This is a genomic window from Amycolatopsis orientalis DSM 43388 (genome assembly GCF_000411975.1).
GTDB lineage: Bacteria > Actinomycetota > Actinomycetes > Mycobacteriales > Pseudonocardiaceae > Amycolatopsis > Amycolatopsis orientalis_D.
In genome coordinates this window covers 83,133-100,668 of the sequence record NZ_ASXG01000166.1, presented here as the reverse complement: position 1 = coordinate 100,668, position 17,536 = coordinate 83,133, and the positions used below count along the sequence as shown (strand labels likewise).

At 71.3% G+C, this 17,536-nt stretch carries 14 protein-coding genes and 2 pseudogenes; 5 read left to right on the top strand and 11 right to left on the bottom strand.

Going from position 1 to position 17,536, the window contains the following annotated elements:
* Positions 1–50 precede the first annotated feature (50 nt).
* Positions 51–572: a dihydrofolate reductase family protein gene (locus tag L942_RS34330; RefSeq protein WP_037368438.1), complete on the top strand. Its 522-nt coding sequence runs from the start codon at positions 51–53 to the stop codon at positions 570–572.
* On the opposite strand, the pseudogene L942_RS34325 reads toward L942_RS34330, so the two are convergent.
* Positions 569–1,398: pseudogene (locus L942_RS34325) on the bottom strand (alpha/beta fold hydrolase). The gene L942_RS34330 and the pseudogene L942_RS34325 overlap by 4 nt on opposite strands.
* Positions 1,399–1,650: 252 nt before the next feature.
* Between L942_RS34325 and L942_RS34320 the strand changes: the two are divergent.
* Both L942_RS34320 and L942_RS34315 read left to right on the top strand, forming a co-directional pair.
* Positions 1,651–2,319 (top strand): hypothetical protein, encoded by a 669-nt coding sequence (locus L942_RS34320; protein ID WP_037368252.1) that lies wholly within the window; start codon positions 1,651–1,653, stop codon positions 2,317–2,319.
* A 58-nt stretch (positions 2,320–2,377) separates the two neighbouring features.
* Complete coding sequence (locus tag L942_RS34315; RefSeq protein ID WP_037368249.1) at positions 2,378–3,232, top strand: SAM-dependent methyltransferase; 855 nt, start codon at positions 2,378–2,380, stop codon at positions 3,230–3,232.
* Positions 3,233–3,235: 3 nt separating this feature from the next.
* Here L942_RS34315 and L942_RS34310 read toward each other — a convergent pair whose 3' ends face one another.
* From L942_RS34310 to L942_RS34285, 6 genes are all read right to left on the bottom strand, one after another.
* Positions 3,236–4,717 (bottom strand): APC family permease, encoded by a 1,482-nt coding sequence (locus L942_RS34310; protein ID WP_037368248.1) that lies wholly within the window; start codon positions 4,715–4,717, stop codon positions 3,236–3,238.
* Between the two features lie 33 nt (positions 4,718–4,750).
* A complete protein-coding gene (locus tag L942_RS34305) occupies positions 4,751–6,094 on the bottom strand; it encodes an MFS transporter (RefSeq protein WP_037368246.1) in 1,344 nt (447 codons plus the stop codon).
* A 154-nt stretch (positions 6,095–6,248) separates the two neighbouring features.
* Positions 6,249–7,655, bottom strand: coding sequence for an aspartate ammonia-lyase (locus L942_RS34300; protein WP_037368244.1), 1,407 nt, complete (start codon positions 7,653–7,655; stop codon positions 6,249–6,251).
* A gap of 23 nt (positions 7,656–7,678) precedes the next feature.
* Positions 7,679–8,803, bottom strand: coding sequence for a M20 family metallopeptidase (locus tag L942_RS34295; protein WP_037368242.1), 1,125 nt, complete (start codon positions 8,801–8,803; stop codon positions 7,679–7,681).
* Positions 8,803–9,480 carry a DUF1028 domain-containing protein gene (locus L942_RS34290; RefSeq protein WP_037368241.1) on the bottom strand — a complete coding sequence of 226 codons (678 nt, stop codon included), beginning with the start codon at positions 9,478–9,480 and terminating at the stop codon, positions 8,803–8,805. Before L942_RS34290 ends, L942_RS34295 begins: the two co-directional genes overlap by 1 nt.
* A complete protein-coding gene (locus L942_RS34285; protein ID WP_037368239.1) occupies positions 9,477–9,899 on the bottom strand; it encodes a RidA family protein in 423 nt (140 codons plus the stop codon). Before L942_RS34285 ends, L942_RS34290 begins: the two co-directional genes overlap by 4 nt.
* 227 nt (positions 9,900–10,126) lie before the next feature.
* On the opposite strand from L942_RS34285, the gene L942_RS34280 reads away from it, so the two are divergent.
* Positions 10,127–11,368 carry a flavin-containing monooxygenase gene (locus L942_RS34280; RefSeq protein WP_037368237.1) on the top strand — a complete coding sequence of 414 codons (1,242 nt, stop codon included), beginning with the start codon at positions 10,127–10,129 and terminating at the stop codon, positions 11,366–11,368.
* Between the two features lie 33 nt (positions 11,369–11,401).
* Here L942_RS34280 and L942_RS34275 read toward each other — a convergent pair whose 3' ends face one another.
* Both L942_RS34275 and L942_RS34270 read right to left on the bottom strand, forming a co-directional pair.
* Complete coding sequence (locus L942_RS34275; protein ID WP_037368235.1) at positions 11,402–12,313, bottom strand: LysR substrate-binding domain-containing protein; 912 nt, start codon at positions 12,311–12,313, stop codon at positions 11,402–11,404.
* A gap of 14 nt (positions 12,314–12,327) precedes the next feature.
* Positions 12,328–14,235 (bottom strand): annotated as a pseudogene (locus L942_RS34270) (primary-amine oxidase); the annotation flags it as partial.
* 126 nt (positions 14,236–14,361) lie between these two features.
* Here L942_RS34270 and L942_RS34265 point away from each other — a divergent pair.
* Positions 14,362–14,970, top strand: coding sequence for a TetR/AcrR family transcriptional regulator (locus tag L942_RS34265; RefSeq protein WP_037368232.1), 609 nt, complete (start codon positions 14,362–14,364; stop codon positions 14,968–14,970).
* Here the strand turns inward: L942_RS34265 and L942_RS34260 are convergent.
* On the bottom strand, positions 14,961–16,421 hold the full coding sequence (locus L942_RS34260; RefSeq protein WP_037368230.1) for an aldehyde dehydrogenase family protein: 1,461 nt from the start codon (positions 16,419–16,421) through the stop codon (positions 14,961–14,963). The two genes, L942_RS34265 and L942_RS34260, sit on opposite strands and share 10 nt — an antisense overlap.
* Positions 16,422–16,523: 102 nt before the next feature.
* Entirely contained in the window at positions 16,524–17,285 is a 762-nt protein-coding gene (gene erm, locus L942_RS34255) for a 23S ribosomal RNA methyltransferase Erm (RefSeq protein WP_037368229.1), read from the bottom strand.
* Positions 17,286–17,536: the final 251 nt, after the last annotated feature.

Sequence of the window (17,536 nt, the reverse complement as noted above, 5' to 3'; positions counted from 1 at the left end):
TTCCGTTCGTGCGGAGTCGGTACGGACAACCGACTGTGGAGGTGCACGAAGTGGGAAAGCTGCTGTATTCGGCCGCGATGTCGCTGGACGGGTTCATCGCCGGGCCCGGCGGGGACATGGGCTGGCTCGCGTCGTACACCGGGGACGCCTCGGCGGAGGACTTGGCCGCGGAGGTCGGCGCGCTGCTGGTCGGCCGCCGGACCTTCTCCGGCGATGATCCGTACCGCGGCACCGAGGGCGAGGGCAAGGCGTTCGGCGGCGGATGGGACGGGCCGCAGGTGGTGCTGACCCGGGGAAGCGCTCCGACAGTGCCCGGGGTGACGTTCTGTTCGTCGCTGGAGGAAGGGGTCGCGGCGGCGCGGGCGGCGGCGGGGGACAAGACGGTGAACGTGCTGGGCGCTTCAGTGGGGCGGGCCTGCGTGGAGGCCGGTCTGCTCGACGAGGTCGAGGTGCTCGTGATGCCGGTGCTGCTCGGCGCCGGGGTGCGGCTGTTCGAGCGGCCGGGCCCGCCGGTGCGGCTGGAATTGCTGGCGCAGCGCGGAACGAGCCTCCGCTACCGCGTGCTGCGCTAGGGCTCCTCGAAGCGGGCGATCGCCTCCAGCACCGCCGTCCCCATCGACGGGCTCCCGGTGTGCCCCGCGTCGTCGATCACGACCAGCTCGGCGTCCGGCCACGCCTGAGCGAGCTGCCACGCTTTCCGCAATGGCGCGCTCAGGTCGGCCCGGCCGTGGATCAGCACCGCCGGAATGCCGTGCAGCAGATGGATGTCGCGCAGCAGCTGGTCGTCCTCGAGCCAGGCGTGGTGGCCGTAGTAGTGCGCGCACAGGCGGGCGAGCGTGAGCAGTTCGTCGTCCGTGCCCGCGCTGAACTGGCCGCTGTCCCGTTCGTGCGGGATGACCGCGTCTTCCCAAGCGCACCAGTCGCGTGCGGCGCGGAGCCGCACCTCGCGGTCGGGGCTCGCGAGCAGCCGCGAGTACCCGGCGAGGAGGTCGCCGTCCGGGTCGGGCGCGCCCGCGCGGAACGCTTCCCACTGCGCGGGCAGCAGCCGCCGGACCCCGCGGTAGAGCCAGTCGATCTCGTCCGGCGACGAGGTGAACGTGGCGACCAGCACGAGTCCGCTGACCCGTTCCGGATGCCGCTGCGCGTAGGCGAGCGCCAGCGTCGTGCCCCAAGACCCGCCGTAGAGCAGCCATTTTCCGACGCCGAGTGGACGCGCAGCTTCTCCATGTCGGCGATCAGGTGCTCGGTGGTCTGGTGCTCCAGGCTCACCGCCGGGTCCGCGACGCTCGGCGTGCTCCGCCCGCAGCCGCGCTGGTCGAACACCACGACCCGGAACTTCTCCGGGTCGAACCCGCTGCGGCCGAAGCTGCTCCCTCCGCCGCCCGGGCCGCCGTGCACGCACAGCACCGGCCGGCCGGCCGGCGCCGCTGGCGTCCCAGTAGATCCGCTGTCCGTCGCCGGCGTCGAGCATGCCGGTCGCGTCGGGTTCGACCGAAAACGGCCGCATCGCGGGCCTCCTCCCCAGGCGGGCAGGGCCTCGAGCGTAGTGGATCACGGTCGAGGCGGGTTTACAGCTCGGACCGGGGGTCCCTAGGATCTGGCGCGCCGGAAGCGCCGCGGACGCGCGGCCCCGGCGGGGTGGAGGTCTGGATGGGGAACCCGGAGTCCGGCAGCGACCTCGAATCGGTCGCGAAGCTCGTGCGGCTGTCCGAGACGGCGCCGATGCCCCGGATCGACGGCAGCGAACCCCCGCCGCTGGTGCGTCCCCGGCCGGCCCTGGCGGACGACACGACGTCCGCGTTCGGCGGGGTCCTCGACGTCTCGACCGGCTCCCCGGCCGAACAGCTCGCCAAACGCGGCCCGGCACCCGCCGCCGCCCCGCCCGCGCCGCCCGCCGAGACCGCGCCGCCGGCGCAGCGGAGGCCGGCGCGCTACGGCGTCTTCGCCGGCGCGGCCGTGCTGGTGTGCGCCGGCCTGGGTGCCTGGGCGTTGTGGCCCTCGGCCTCCGGCGGGACCGATCCGCAGCCCGCGCCGCCGCCCCCTCCGGTCCGCTCCACGTCGTCCGCACCGCCCGCGGTGAGCACGCTGAGCGCGTCCCCGGCCCCGGCCAGCGACCAGGTGCGGGACACGGTGATCCGCGCCAGCAGCCGTCCCGCGACGACCGCGCCGCCGCCCGTCCAGCCGACGCAGGCCCCGCGGCAGGACAGCCAGGACCAGCCCCGCGACCCGATGGGAGACGCGTTCCGCTCGGCGGTGAGCTCGTATCTCGAGCAATGGGGCGAGGACGACGGCTACCGGCCGCGCCGCTGGCACGGCTGAGCGGCGGCAGTACTACTCTGCGTAGGTCTCTGTCGACCGACTGCTTCGCGAGGTGTCCATGACCGGCTCGTCGTCCCCGTTGTCGCCCAGCCAGGTGCCGGTGGGGGTGGACCCGAACCGCCCGAGCATCGCGCGGATCTACGACGGGTTCCTCGGCGGCAGCCACCACTACGAGGTGGACCGCGCGGTGATGGAGAAGATCAGCTCGGCGGTCCCCGAGGCGGTGGACATCGCCCGCGGCAACCGCGGGTTCCACAACCGCGTGCTGCGGATGCTGGCCAGCCAGACCGACATCCGGCAGTTCCTCGACTGCGGCTCCGGGCTGCCGACCGCGGAGAACACCCATCAGATCGTGCAGCGCTACCACCGCGACGCGCACGTGGTGTACGTCGACAACGACCCGGTGGTGCTCGCGCACGGCCGCGCGCTGCTGGAGGACAACGACTTCACGCACATGGTCGAGGCCGACATCTTCGAACCGCGGGCGGTGCTGCAGCACGAAACGGTGCGCGAGTACCTCGACTTCTCGGAGCCGGTCGCGCTCCTGCACATCGGCACGATGCACCACTACGAAGGCGACGGCGCGGTCGACATCATGCGCGAGTACATCGACGCCCTCGCGCCCGGTTCGTACGTCGCCCTGGCGCACTTCTACGACCCCGAGGTGCCGGAGCTGACCGCGGTGGCGAAGCGGATCGAGGACATCCTCGTGTCCGGACCGCTGGGAGCCGGGCGGTTCCGGACGCGCGCGGAGATCGAGGCGATGCTGCCCGGCCTGGAGCTGCTCCCGCCGAGCCGCACGGACGGTCCCGGCCTGTCGGTGGCCGACGAGTGGTGGCAGGACGGTCCGCGCTTGAAGCCGCTGAGCGATGCCGCGAAGTGCGTCGCGGGCGTGGTGGGCCGGAAGGTCTGACCGTCAGGTCGCGGCCGGCTGCGGGATTTCCGCCGCCGGCGCGGGCTGCCTGCGTGCGATGAGGTAGCCGGCGAACCCGAACCCGATCAGCACGGCCAGCGTCCCGGCGGTGAACAGCTCGAAGGTCAGCCGCGACACGCCCCAGGCGCCCTCGAAGTCGTAGTGCGCGCCGAGAGCCTGGTCGAGCACCCCGGGTACCACTGTCTGCCACGCACCGAGCAGGATCCACGCGTAGATCAGCACCGAGCTGACCCACAGCCCGACGCGTCCGCCCGGCACCCGGAACGGGCGATCGGCGGCCGGGTATTTCCGCCGCAGCACCAGGATCGTCGGGAAGATCAGCAGGTACGACAGCAGCAGCGTGCTCACCGCGATGTTGAGCACGACCGCGAACACGGCCGACGCCGAACTGCTCTGCACGATCGTCGCCACGACGGTGAACGCGGTCGCGACCACGCCGGAGAGCAGGTTGACCCGCAGCGGGGTGTTCAGCTTCGGGTGGAAAGCGCCGAACCAGCGCGGGAAGGCGCCGTCGACGGCGGCCATCGCCTGGATGCGGTCCGAGGCGATCATCCACGAGCAGCCCTGGTTCAGCAGGACGAAGACGAACACGACGGCGGCGAGCGTCAGCATCGCGCCCGATGCGCCGCCGTAGACGGAGAACACCTGGCGAACCGCGTCGAGGAAGCCGCCGAGGCCGTTGATCTTGTCCGCCGGCATCACGAGCACGATGCCGAAGACCGGCACCAGATAGCACAACGCCGACACGAGACCGGAGACGCCGACGGTGACCGGGACGTCCCGCCGCGGATTGTGCATCTCCTCCGCGGCGCCGTTGGGAGCTTCGAACCCGACCAGGGCGAACATCAGAACCGGGACCACGGCGAGGAATCCGCCGATCGTCGGGGAGAAGGCCAGCGAGCCGTGCACGCCGTTGCGGGCCGCGTAGATCGCCGCGGTGACGGCGAAAAGCACCACGAGACCGACTTTGAGCACGGCTCCGGCGGCGACGAACCATTTGCCGTAGCGCAGGCTCACCACCGCGCCGAGGATCGCCAGCCAGATGAACCCGAGCTTGAACGCGTAGTCCGCGAACCCGCCCGGCGCGGCCGGAACGAGGTACTGCTGCCAGGTCGCCGCGGCGAGGAAGGTGATCGAGCCGCCCAGCCACACCGGGTTGGTGATCCAGTACAGCAGCGTGCCGAGCGCGGCGGGCAGCCTCCCGAACGCGAGCCGCAGCCAGACGAACGGCCCGCCCTCCGCCGGGAACGCGCTGCCGAGTTCGGCCATGACCAGCCCGTACGGGAACAGGAACAGCACCAGGAGCACGGCGGTCCAGGTGACCGCCTCGGCCCCCGACGTCGCGATCTGGCCGATGGTGTCCACCGAGATGATGGCCGCGACCGCGAGGAAGATCGAGTCGATCCGGCGCAGATTCCGGCGCAGGTTTCCGGATTCGCTGTTGACGAAGGTGGGTTCGGACACGCTTCACCGCCTTTGGTGAATCGAGGGGAGGGGTCAGGCTTCGGGGTGCTCCAGGTCTTCCTTGTGCAGCAACGGGGTTCCGGCGGTCTCGCGCATGGAGAACGCGGCGAGGAGACCGACGGCCGCCGCGACCATGAGGTACGGACCGGGCACGAGAGTGCTGCCGGTCGCGGAAATCAAAACAGTCATCAGGTACGGCACGGTGCCGGCGAACAGCGCGGCGGTGAGGTTGTACGCGATCGAGAGCCCGCTCTGCCGGGTGCGGGTCGGGAAGATCTCCGCGGACCAGACCGCGTAGGTTCCGAGGATCGCCGCCAGGATCGCGCCGAGGGCCAGCCCGCCGATCCAGGTGCCGACCAGTCCGGTGCGCATCAGCAGGTACGCGGGGATGGCGAGGACGAACAGCGCGCCGCCCGCGCCGATCAGGACCGGCCGGCGGCCGACGCGGTCGGAGAGGCGGCCGAAGAACGGCACGAGCACCAGGCCGACGAGCGAGATCACAGTGGACAGTGCCGCCGCGCTGCCGGACGAGTGGCCGAGGTAGTCGGTCTCGTAGGTGACGAGATAGGTGAGCACGGCGTAGAACGGCACGTGCATCATCGTCATCAGCCCGGCCGCCTGGAGCAGCTGCTTCTTGTTGCGGCGGAACAGTTCCCGGACCGGGCTGCGCGGCACGTTGTCGGTCGCTTCGAGGGCGCGGTACTCCGGGGTGTCCTCGATCTTGCTGCGGATGACGAACCCGATGACGCCGAGCGGCGCGGCGATGAGGAACGGGACGCGCCAGCCCCACGACGCCAGCTGCGCGCCGGTCAGGCCGATCGACAGCAGCAGGAACACGAACGAACCGGCGAGGGAGCCCAGCAGCGAACCGACTTCCAGCCAGCTGACGCCGAACCCGCGGCGCCGCCGCGGCGCGTACTCGGCGAGGAAGCTCGCCGCGCTGCCGAATTCGCCGCCCGCGGCGAGGCCCTGCAGCAGGCGCAGCAGCACCAGCAGGATCGGGGCCGCGATGCCGATCGTGGAGTAGCCGGGCAGCAGCCCGATCACGAGGGTGGCCCCGGACATCACGAAGATGACCACCGAGAGCGTGCGCTTGCGGCCTATCTTGTCGCCCAGCGGCCCGAAGATCAGCGCGCCGATCGGCCGGATCCCGAACGACACCGCGAAGACGCCGAACACCGCGAGCAGTCCGGCGGTCGAGTCGCCCGCCGGGAAGAACACCGAGGCGATGGTGCCGGCGAGGTAGGCGTAGGCGGCCCAGTCGAACCAGTGCACGAAGACGCCGACGGCGCCGGCGGCGACGCTGCGGCGCAAGGCCGCGGGATCGGCGTGCTGTTCGACGAGCTCGGGCGCCGGGGAAGCGTCGGATGCGGTCATGGGTGGCCTCCTTGGACCGGTTCTCCGGGAGGACGCTAAGAGCGGCCCGCGGCATCTAACAAGAAGTAATAAGCAAAGCAAGGCATCTGTTCGGGTTATGCAGAGGCGCTGAGCTGTATCGACACGAAGGTCTGACGGCGGGGAAACACAGCGTTCACGGGCGGGACGGCCCGCCGGTGAGGGCTTGCGGGGCGAGCAGCGCGCCCATCTGGTCTTCGGGCAGCAGCCGCCGCTCCCGTACGAGTTCCAGCGCGGGACGGCCGGTTCGGTGCGCTTCCCGGGCGAGCGTGCACGCGGTCTCGTAGCCGAGCGCCGGACTCAGCGCGGTGACCAGCCCGGTCGAGGTCGCGACGAGATCAGCCAGGTGTTCCCGGCGTGCGGTGATGCCGCGAACGCAGTGTTCGGCCAGCACTCGCGCACCGGCCGTGAGGTGGTCGAGCCCGGCGGTCAGCGCACGCGCGATGATCGGTTCGAAGGCGTTGAGCTGCAGCTGCCCGCCCTCGGCGGCGAGGGTGACGGTGACGTCGTGGCCGATGATCTCGAAGGCGATCTGGTTGACCGCCTCCGGGATCACCGGGTTGACCTTGCCCGGCATGATCGACGATCCGGCCTGCCGCGCCGGCAGTTCGATCTCGCCGAGCCCGGCCTGCGGGCCGGAGGAGAGCAGCCGGAGATCGTTGCAGATCTTGGACAATTTGACCGCCACGCGTTTCAGCACGCCGGACAGCTGCACGAACACGCCGACGTCCTGGGTCGCCTCGATCAGGTCGGGCGCGGAGACGAGCGTGGCGATGCCCGTCAGTTCGCGCAGGCGCGCGACCGCCCGCTCGCGATACCCGGGACGCGCGTTGAGGCCGGTGCCGATTGCCGTGCCGCCGAGGTTCAGCTCGTGCAGCAGCAACCGGGCTTCGGCGAGGCGTTGTTCGTCCTCGCCGAGCGTGGCGGCGAACGCGGCGAACTCCTGGCCCAGCGTCATCGGCACGGCGTCCTGCAGCTGGGTGCGGCCCATCTTGAGGACGTCGGCGAACTCGGCCGCCTTGTCCGCGAAGGCTTCCCGCAGTCCGGAGAGCGCGGCGAGAAGTTCGGCGAGATGGCGGTCGAGGGCGAGTTTGACCGCGGTGGGGTAGACGTCGTTGGTGCTCTGGCCCAGGTTGACGTGGTCGAGCGGATGCAGTGCGGCGTAGTCGCCGCGCGCGCGGCCGAGCAGTTCCAGGGCTCGGTTGGCGATGACCTCGTTGGCGTTCATGTTCGTCGAGGTGCCGGCACCGCCTTGGATCAGGTCGACGACGAACTGGTCGTGCCACTGCCCGGCCCGGATCTCCGCACACGCCTGCTCGATCGCCGCGGCTCGCTCCGGCGAAAGCGCACCGACCTCCGCGTTGGCGCGCGCGGCGGCTTCCTTGACGGTGGCCAGCGCGGCGACGAGGTGCGGCCGGTCGGCGAGGGTCTCGCCGGTGATGGGGAAATTGACCAGCGCACGGGCGGTGTGCGCGCCGTAGCGGGCATCGGCGGGCACGCTGATCTCGCCGAGCATGTCGTGTTCGGAGCGGGTGCGGGACATCGGTGTCCTTCCCGGAGAGGGGGTCAGGAGGCTCGGTCGACGCCGGTCCACGCCAGCGCGATCGCGCCGTCGAGCAAGGCCCGTTCGGCGGTGCCGCCGACGCAGTGCGCGGCGAACCCGCGCTGGTGGTTGATCGCGGGCAGCGAGCCGATGCCGATATACGGATGGATCGCGGGAACGACCTGCGACACATTGCCCATGTCGGTGGAGGCGCGGTTCATCCGGGACGCGGTGCCGTCCGGTGCGAACTCGCGGCCGAGTTCGAGCGCGTTGGCGCGGTAGGCGGCCAACGCGGTTTCGTCGGCGCGGAATTCGGCGTAGGGCTTGCTTTCCGGCTCGACGCTCAGCTCGCAGCCGGTGGCCAGCGCCCCGGCCTCGAAGGCCCGCAGGACGCGCGGCTCCACTTCGGACAGTTCCGCCAGCGTCTCGGCCCGCACGTACCACCGGCCGGACGCGTGTTCGGGGATCGCGTTGGGGGCGTCCCCGGCTCGCGTCACGATCCCGTGCACGCGCACCGACGCCGGAAGCTGCTGCCGCAGCAGGCCGATCGCGACCTGGGCGACGGTGAACGCGTCGGCCGCGTTGACCCCGGCTTCGGGATACGCGGCGGCGTGCGCGGATTTGCCGGTGTAGGAAATCTTCGAATGGCTGACCGCGAACGGCCGGGCTTCGGCGACGTCGACCGGGGCCGGATGGACCATCATCGCGAGATCGGCACCCCGGAAAGCGCCGCGTTCCAGCAGTTCGATCTTCCCGCCGCCGCCCTCTTCGGCCGGCGTCCCGTAGACCTCGACGGTGATTCCGAGGTCGTCGGCGACTTCGGCGAGCCCGAGCGCGGCCCCGACGGAGCTGGCCGCGATGAGGTTGTGCCCGCACGCGTGACCGAGGCCGGGCAGTGCGTCGTATTCGGCGCACAGCGCGATCCGCCTCGGCCCGGAGCCGAAACTCGCGTGGAACGCGGTGTCCAGGCCGAGGTACTTCGGCGTGATGGCGAACCCGGCCCGGTCCAGCAGCTCCGGCACCGCGGCCGCCGCGCGGTGTTCCTCCCATGCCGTTTCCGGGTCGGCGTGCAGCCGCTCGGAAAGCTGGATCAGCCCGTCGGCGTGCTTTTCGACCGCGGCGCGGGCGGCCGCTTTGCTCGCGCCCATCACTCGTCTCCCGGCACGCCGTAGGACGGCGCGGCCGCCGGGTCGAGGCCGCGGGCGACGTAGTCGTCGCGCTGGGGGAGCCAGACCTCGAGGAGCCCGGCGAGCTGCTCGATCGGCTCGTCCGCCCAGTCCACGCGCAGATCCGTGACGGGCCACTCCGCGTCGGACACCACGACGAGCCCGGCGGACCGCACCGGTCCCTCCTCGCCGCCAGCCGCGAGCCCGGCCCGCATCGCCGCGACGAGACGCTGTTCCAGTTCGCCGGTCGCGGCGGCGAAAGCGTCCACCATGGACTGCGGAATGCGGGCACCGGCCAGCATGTTGCCCGCGGCGACCACGCCGTCCGCCGTCGCCGACGCGTGGGTGCCGAGGGTTTTCGAACCGCTGTAAGCGAAACCTGGTCCAGCCGCGCCGAGCACGGTGAGCTGCCGGTACTCGATGTTCTCCGCCGCCGACGTGACCTCGGCCAGCGCCTTCTCCGGGTCCCCGTGCTCGGCGAGCCGGTCCAGCAGCCGCCCGCCGAGTCTCGGGTCGGTGATGTTCTGCGAGGCCGCCGCGCCGAGGCCCGGGCGCAGGTGCGCGACGCGGGCGACGACCGCCGGACTGGACGAGCTGGCCGCGACGCCGAACCGGACGGCGCCGCCGGACGTGTCGCGGGCGACGATCGAAAAGGTCACTTCTCCTCCTCCGGGATGACCGCGATCGCGTCGATCTCGCACAGCCATTCCGGCCGGGCGAGCGCGGACACGACCACGCCGGTCGAGATCGGGTGCACGCCCTTGGTCCAGCGCCCGACGGTGCGGTAGACCGCCTCGCGGTAACGCGGGTCGACCAGGTAGATGGTGAGCTTGACCAGGTGCTCCATCCGGCTGCCCGCTTCTTCGAGCAGCATCTTGATGTTCGCCATCGCCCGCTCGGCCTGCGCGGCGACGTCGCCGATCCCGACCGACTCGCTCGTGTCGAGGTCCTGCCCGATCTGGCCGCGGACGTAGACCGTTCCGCCCGCGACGACGGCCTGGCAGAGATCGTTGTCGAGGTTCTGCTCCGGGTAGGTGTCCCGCGTGTTGAACGGGCGGATGCGACGGTGGACAGTCACTGCGTGGCCTTCCGTGCGGCGGTGGTCGGACGCCTCAGCCTGACCGCGCGGCCGAGGTTCTGTCCAGTAGATGTTTTCGGACCAATGCATCGTTTTCGCTGATGCAGATCTGCATCGACAAAACAGATCTTGAGTGCCGGAAACATCTGTTGGACACGGGCAGCACGGGCCGTGAGGATCCGGGGAAACGGCGCTGAACCGCGCCGAAGCCGGAGCGGAGGTCTGGGATGTCGAGCGAACAGGTGGAGGCCCTCGTCGTGGGCGGGGGGCAGGCCGGCCTGGCGATGAGCGAGCACCTGAGCGAATGCGGCGTGCCGCACCTCGTCCTGGAACGGAACCGGATCGCCGAACGCTGGCGGACGGAGCGGTGGGACTCGCTCGTCGCGAACGGCCCCGCGTGGCACGACCGCTTCCCCGGTCTCGAGTTCCCCGACGTGGCACCGCACGAATTCGCGTCCAAGGACCAGATCGCGGCCTATTTCGAGGCGTACGCGGAGAAAATCGCCGCCCCGGTCCGCACCGGGGTCGAGGTCACGGCGGTGCGGCGGCACGAGGGCAGGCCCGGATTCCGGGTCGAGACCTCGGAAGGAACCCTCGACGCCCGGTACGTGATCGCCGCGACCGGCCCGTTCCAGCGCCCGGCGATCCCGCCGATCGTGCCCGCGGACGCCGGTCCGCTGCAGCTGCACTCCAGCGGCTACCGGAACCCGGAGCAGCTCCCCGAAGGCGCGGTGCTGGTCGTCGGCGCGGGCTCGTCGGGCGTGCAGATCGCCGAGGAACTCCGCCGGGCCGGACGCGAGGTGTACCTGTCGGTCGGCCCGCACGACCGCCCGCCGCGCAGCTACCGCGACCGCGACTTCTGCTGGTGGCTCGGCGTCCTGGGCAAGTGGGACGCCGAAACGCCGCCCGCCGGGGCCGAACACGTGACCATCGCGGTCAGCGGCGCGCGCGGCGGGCACACGGTGGATTTCCGCGCGCTGGCCGGGCTCGGCATCACGCTCGTCGGCATGACCGGCGGGTACGCCGACGGCAAGCTCGCCTTCGCGCCCGACCTGGGGAAGAACATCGCGGCGGGCGACGAGAATTACCTCGCCTTGCTTGCCGAAGCCGATGCCTACGTGGCCCGCAACGGCCTCGACCTGCCCGAGGAGCCGTCCGCCCGGGAGCTGGGCCCGGCCCCGGCGTGCGTCACCGATCCGGTGCTGGAGCTGGATCTGGCCGCGGCCGGGGTGACCTCGATCGTGTGGGCCACGGGTTACGCCGTCGACTACAGCTGGCTGCGGGTCGACGCGTTCGACGAGAACGGACGGCCCCGGCACCGCCGCGGAGTGTCCGCGGAACCGGGCGTGTACTTCATCGGCCTGCCGTGGCTGGCGCGGCGCGGGTCGAGCTTCATCTGGGGGGTGTGGCACGACGCGAAGTTCGTCGCCGATCACATCGCGATCCAGCGCGGGTACCAGAGCTGCTGATCGCGCGGGCGGCGCGGGGGTTCGCCCGCGCCGCTATCGCGAGTACATCGCGCGGCACAGCTCCCGGAACTCTTGTGCCCGCCGGGTGAGCCGCACTCCGCGCATCGTCGCGAGCACGATCTCCAGCGACGGGACATCGTCGGTCAGCGCAAGCGGCACGACGCTGGCGCCCGCGTAAGTCGTGTCGTTGGGCGGCCGCTGGTTGAGCAACGCGAACCCGTGTCCGGAAGCCACCAGCGCCCGCACCGTCTCGTATCCGCTCGTCCGGTGCCGGACGCGCGGGGAAACCCCGGCATCGCTCAGGATCGACTGCAGGTACTCCCGGCTGTGCGGCAGATCGAGCAGCACCATCGGCTCGTCCGCCAGCTCCCGCAGCGACACCTTGCGGCTCTTCCGCCGAGCGAGCCGGTGGTCCTCGGAGACGAGAGCGTACGGCGCGGCGGTGCCTACCGCTTCGCGGTCGATGTCGTCGTCGAGGTCGTAGCCGTAGAGCATCGCCAGCTCGGTCTCCCCGGCCCGCAAAGCGGCTTTGAGCGCCTTGTGCTCGCCCTCGCGCAGGGACACGTGCACGCGCGGATGCCGGGTTTCGAACTCGGCGAGCAGGCTCGGCAGGCGGAACGGCGCGAGCGTGGTGAAGCAGCCGACGGTGAGCGTGCCGACCAGGTCGGTGCCGGATTGCCGGGCCGTTTCGACCAGTTCCGCGCCGTGCGCGAGGAAGTCCAGCACCCGCTTGTAGAACTCCTCGCCGGCCGTGGTCAGGCTGAGCCCGCGGGCGTGGTGGCGAAGCAGGAACTGCACGCCCATTTCCTTCTCCAGCTGCGCGATCGCCGTCGAAACGGCCGACTGCGACACCATCAGCTCCTTCGACGCGGCCGTCATGCTCAGGTGCCGCGCCGCCGCCTCGAAGTAGCGCAGCTGCACGAGGGTGAAGGAAGGCTCGCTCATGCGGACATCCTGCCTCAGCGGCAGCAACCGGGATGCTGCGGTTTCGGCGCGGGCGTGTCCAGCGCGGGATTGGCGTCGAAGAATCCGCTCGGCTTGAGCGTGAAGCCGGTGCGGTCGACAGGCATGATCGGCCAGTCCTCGGTGCGCGGGTAGTGGGTGAGCCCGAAGGTGTGCCACACGACGAGGTCGGCGCCGTCGAGGTCGCGGTCGGCCTGGATCCAGGTGTCGATGCCGGTCTTGCCGTCGTTCTGGTTCACGTACTCGCCGGCCGGGAAGCGCTCGTCCTCGGCGTACGCGGTGACCCAGAGGTGCTTGCGAGTGAACGCGGCGCGGCGGGCGATGGAGGACGCGTCGTCGGCCAGCAGGGGCGGCAGGCCTTCCGGATGCAAGGTGTAGCCGACCGGGCGGCCGAGTGCGTTGCGGGACCCGGGATTGCTGATCCGCCAGGTGCGGCCGAGGTTCCCATCGGCGAGCCGGGCGGCCTCGGATTCCTTGGCCAGCCGGGTGATCTTCCGGGTGAAGGCGTTGCCGTACGGGTTGCCCGGGCCGATCGGGACGCGCTGCACGTCGATCTCGTCGACGGCGTTGGCGAGGCCGTCGACCATCATGTCCAGGCGCGCGGAGAACAGGTGCTGATGAAACGGCGCGCCGACGCCGGGGGCGATTTCGGCGGCCCAGGGGTACTCCGGATCGCCGGCCGGGAAGGCGGAAGCGAAGACGATGCCGGTGGCCTTGCACTCGAGTTCGATCGTGCCGTCGAGGTAGAGGTACCAGTAGAAGCCGTAGTCGTAATTGCCGACTGTCACGAAGAACGAGATGACCAGCCGCCGCTGCCGGCGGGTGGAAACACTGCCGTTGTAATGGTCTGTGTGCTTCCACAGCACGCCGGCGTCTTCCTCGTGCATGCAGATCGCGTTCGCGATGGTGTGCGGCCGGCCGTCGTCGTGCAGGACAGCGTCGAAATAGCGGATCTCGCCGAGGCAATCGCAGCCCAGGGTGAGCGAATTGGCTTCCTTGCCGAGCGAGTACTCGCCGGCGTCGAAATAGTTCTGCCAGAACCGGACCGGGCTGGGATCGCCGTACGGCACGACCATTTCGGCGACCGAAGCGCGGTACACGACCGGACGCAGCCGATCGCCGTCCTGGAAGCCGATTTGGTGCAGGGTAAGGCCTTCGACCGCGTTGAAGCCGATCCGGAACTGCCACTTCTCCCAGGTGACGACATCGTCCTCGACGGTGAAACTCGGCCCCTCGGGCTGGGTGATCACGATGGGCTTCTGCGTGTCCCGGGCCGGACGGTCGAGGTGGTAGTCGTAGGCGGTGCGCGGGATGTCCGCCGGGCCGTCGTCGACGAGGTCGTGCACGCGGCCGGCGATGAGGTCGACGTAGGCCACGACGCCGTCGACCGGGTGCGCCCAGAGGTTGTCGTCCTGGTTCAACTGCAGGAACGCCAAGCAGCGCACGAGCCGCCGTCCGGTCTCGCCGGGGAGGTCGAAGCACCCGGCGCTCAGCGCGGAGATCCGGACCGAACGGGGCTCGTCGACGCCGCGGCGGCGCATCGCCGCGTTCCACGCCTCGTCTTTCCAGAGGATCTCCTCGACCAGGTCGAATTCCTCGTGCAGGATCGGCGGCTGCCCCTCGGCGACGACGTCCACCGCCCGGTCGGCCACGACCTCGCCGCTGGCCAGTGACACGACCGTTTCGCGCACGGCGCCGGTCTTCCGGTCGAGAAGCAGCGACCGGACGCGGCGGTCGACCGGGTCGCCCGGCCGCCAGGCCAGCACGGCAGCCTTGGCCGGTTCGAGCAGCGAGACGAGCGCGAACCGGGTGCTCTCGGTCGCGATCCCGGCGCCGGTCAGCAGCGCGCGGTTGCGGGCGACCTCGTCTTCGGTCAGGCGCGAGAGGGGGTGGGCCATGCGCGTCTCCTCATTCTTTGCGGTTCAGCGCAAAGAATGCGCGCTGTCCGCCCGGGAAGCAAGGCCCTGGGCGGTCTGGCTCGCCGGAACCGGTACTGGGTTTTTCGATGCATGTCATCAATAATCCTGGACGTGGCACGACCGAAGGACCAGGCGAAGCGGCGCGACGAGCTGGTGGCGGCGGCCGCCCGCGCGATCCGGAAGCGGGGGCTGGCCGGGCTCCGCGTGCGCGACGTCGCCGAAGAGGCCGGGCTGTCGGCGGGCTCGGTCAGCTACTACTACCCGGACCTCGACGACCTGCTGTTCGAGCTGCACCGCGACGCCGTCGATCGCTTCTACTGGGCACGGGCGCGCGCGGCGGAGGCCGAGGACGATCCGGTCCGGCGGCTGGTGCGGCTGGCCGACGCGGGACTCCCGGCCGCGGAAGGAGATCCGCTGAGCAGGGTGCTGTACGAAATGCACGTCCACGCGGCCCGCAACCCGGCGCATGCGGTGTTGATGACCGCGCTGTGGGATCGCGAGGTGTCGCTGTACTCGGCTGCGCTCGCGCACGGCAAGGACACCGGGGCGTTCGAGCTGCGCTCGCCCGCGGCGGACATCGCGGCGAACGCGGTGGCGCTGGAAGACGCCTACGGCCTGCATCTCGCCGGGCGCAACACCAGCCTGTCCGCGGCCAGGGCGCGGGAGCTGCTGCTCGGCTACCTGGCCGCGGAAACGGGACGAGACCTCGCTCAGGCGTAGGCCGTCCACACCGTCTTGAGACCGGTGTATTTGTCGAACGAATGCAGGGAAAGGTCGCGCCCGAATCCGGACTGCTTGAACCCGCCGAACGGGGTCGCGGTGCTGAGTGCGTCCACTGTGTTCACCGAGACCGTGCCGGCGTGGATGCCGTCCGAGACGCGGTGCGCGCGGGCGAGGTCGCGAGTCCAGACTGACGCGGCGAGGCCGTACGGCGTGTCGTTCGCCAGCCGGATCGCCTCCGCCTCCGAGTCGAACGAGAGCGCGGCGAGCACCGGCCCGAACAGTTCTTCGGTGACCAGCGGGTCGTCGGCGGCCAGGCCGGTCACGACGGTCGGGTCCAGGAACGCGCCCTGGCGGGTGCCGCCGACGAGGACGGTCCCGCTGCTGGCTTCGACGGCGGCCAGCACCCGCGCCGCCGCGGCCTCGTCGATCATCGGGCCCAGTTTCGTGGCCGGGTCCAGCGGATCGCCGGGCACCCACTCGGCGACCTTCTCCAGCAACCGGGCGAGGAATTCGCCGGCCGCCGGCGCCTCGACGAGCAGCCGGGTGGTCGCCGAGCAGACCTGGCCGGAGTTCGCGCAGAAACCGAACGCGACCAGCTCCGCGGCGGCGTCGAGGTCCGCGTCGGCGAACACCACGACCGGGCTCTTGCCGCCGCATTCGAGCCAGACCTGCTTGAGGTTCGACTCCCCGGCGTAGCGCAGGAACAGCCCGCCCACCGGCGTCGACCCGGTGAAGGCGAGCACGTCGACGTCCGGATGCCGGCCCAGCGCCTGGCCCGCGGTCTCGCCGAAGCCCGGCACGACGTTCAGCACGCCGTCCGGAATTCCCGCCTCGGCCGCCAGCTCTCCCAGCCGCAGCGCCGAGAGCGGCGATTGTTCGGCGGGTTTGAGGACGACGCTGTTGCCCGCGGCGAGCGCGGGGGCGAGTTTCCACCCCGCGATGTCGAGCGGGAAGTTCCACGGCACGACCGCGCCCACCACTCCGAGCGGCACGCGCCGGATCGCGGCGAAATTGCCCGGAGGGGCGGGCGCGACCTCGTCGTAGCGTTTGTCGAGCGCCTCGGCGTGCCAGGCGAAGCACTCGGCGGTCGCGGGCACGTCCTGGCCGGAGGTGTCCGAGATCGGACGGCCGACGTCGAGGGTGTCGCAGAGCGCCAGCTCCCGGCCGTGCGCCCGGATGAGGCCGGCCAGCTTCAGCAGGCGGTTTTTGCGCTCGGCCGCGGCGAGCCGCGACCAGCGGCCGTCCTCGAAGGCCCGGCGCGCGGCGGCGACCGCGAGGTCGATCTCGTCCTGGCCGCCTTCGGCCACGTGCGCGACCGGGTGCCCGGTGGCCGGGTTGACGTCGGCGAAAGTCTTGCCCGACTTGGCTTCCAGCCAGTCACCGTCCACAAAGGCCGCGGTGCGCGGGCGCAGTCGCGCGGCCTCGAGCACCCAGTCGCCGTGGTTCATTCCGGGAACCGCCTTTCGTCGTATCCGTTCACTATCGCCAGGCGCCGGGAAACGGGAAAGCAGAGCTTTTCGCTGCCCTGCATCGGGCGAGCCGATGCAGGGTCACCGCACCAGCTCCCACAGCGCCGCCCACTGTCCGGCGGTCAGGTCGCGCGGGAGCGCTTGCGGCGACAGGCGGTTCCGGGCGAGCCACGCGCGTGCCGCACGCGCGCTGACCCGGCCCGTCCGGGGCAGGATCCCGGCGAGCCCGCGACCGCGTCCGGTGAAGACTTCGCGCACGAACTCCTGGTACTCCGCCCGGTCGGCGACCAGCGGCGTGCGTCGGCGGGTGATCACGAGGATCCCGGCGTCCACTGCCGGGCGGGGGCGGAACGCGTGCGCCGGGACCCGTGCGGGGACGGCGAACTCGAACCACGGCCACCACGCGGCGGTCATCTGGGACGCGCCGCCGATTCCGGCCCGGCGGCGGGCGACTTCCCATTGCACCAGCAGCACCGCGAGTTCCCAGTGCGGCTGCCGGAACAGCCGGCGCAGGGTGGCGGTGGTGAGGTGGAAGGGGAGGTTGCCGACGACGGTGTGCGGAACGTCGGGCAGCCGGTGCCGGAGCAGGTCGCCGTGCACCACCTGGACGTGGTCGCCGGTTCGCCGGGCCAGGCGGCGGGCGCGGCGGGGATCGAGTTCGACCGCGGTCAGCGGGCGGCCGGTGCGGCTGAGCGGGATGGTGAGGGCGCCATCGCCCGCGGCCAGTTCGACGAGGGGGCCGGCGGTGCGGTCGGCGGCGGCGCAGACAGCGGCGATGACGGCGGGGTCGGCCAGGAAATTCTGGCCGAGCTCGTGCCGTCCGCCGTAAGGCTGGACAGACATACAGGTGCGGACTCCGCGCATGAGGAGGCGACCCGAGCGCCAGGACAGGCAGCCCGGACGGACAACGGGGAAGAGCGCGGCGGAGCGGTGTGCTTCCGGCGCTCAGACGTTGCGCAGGCGAGTCACTGCGTACGCGGCGAATGCGGCACCCATGGGCCCGAGCCTAGCCGACTGGCGCGGGCGAGCGCATCCGGGTTTGCGCGCAGGAATCGCTGCCGGGCCGCGCGGCGCTTCCCGAATTCGCCGGCCGC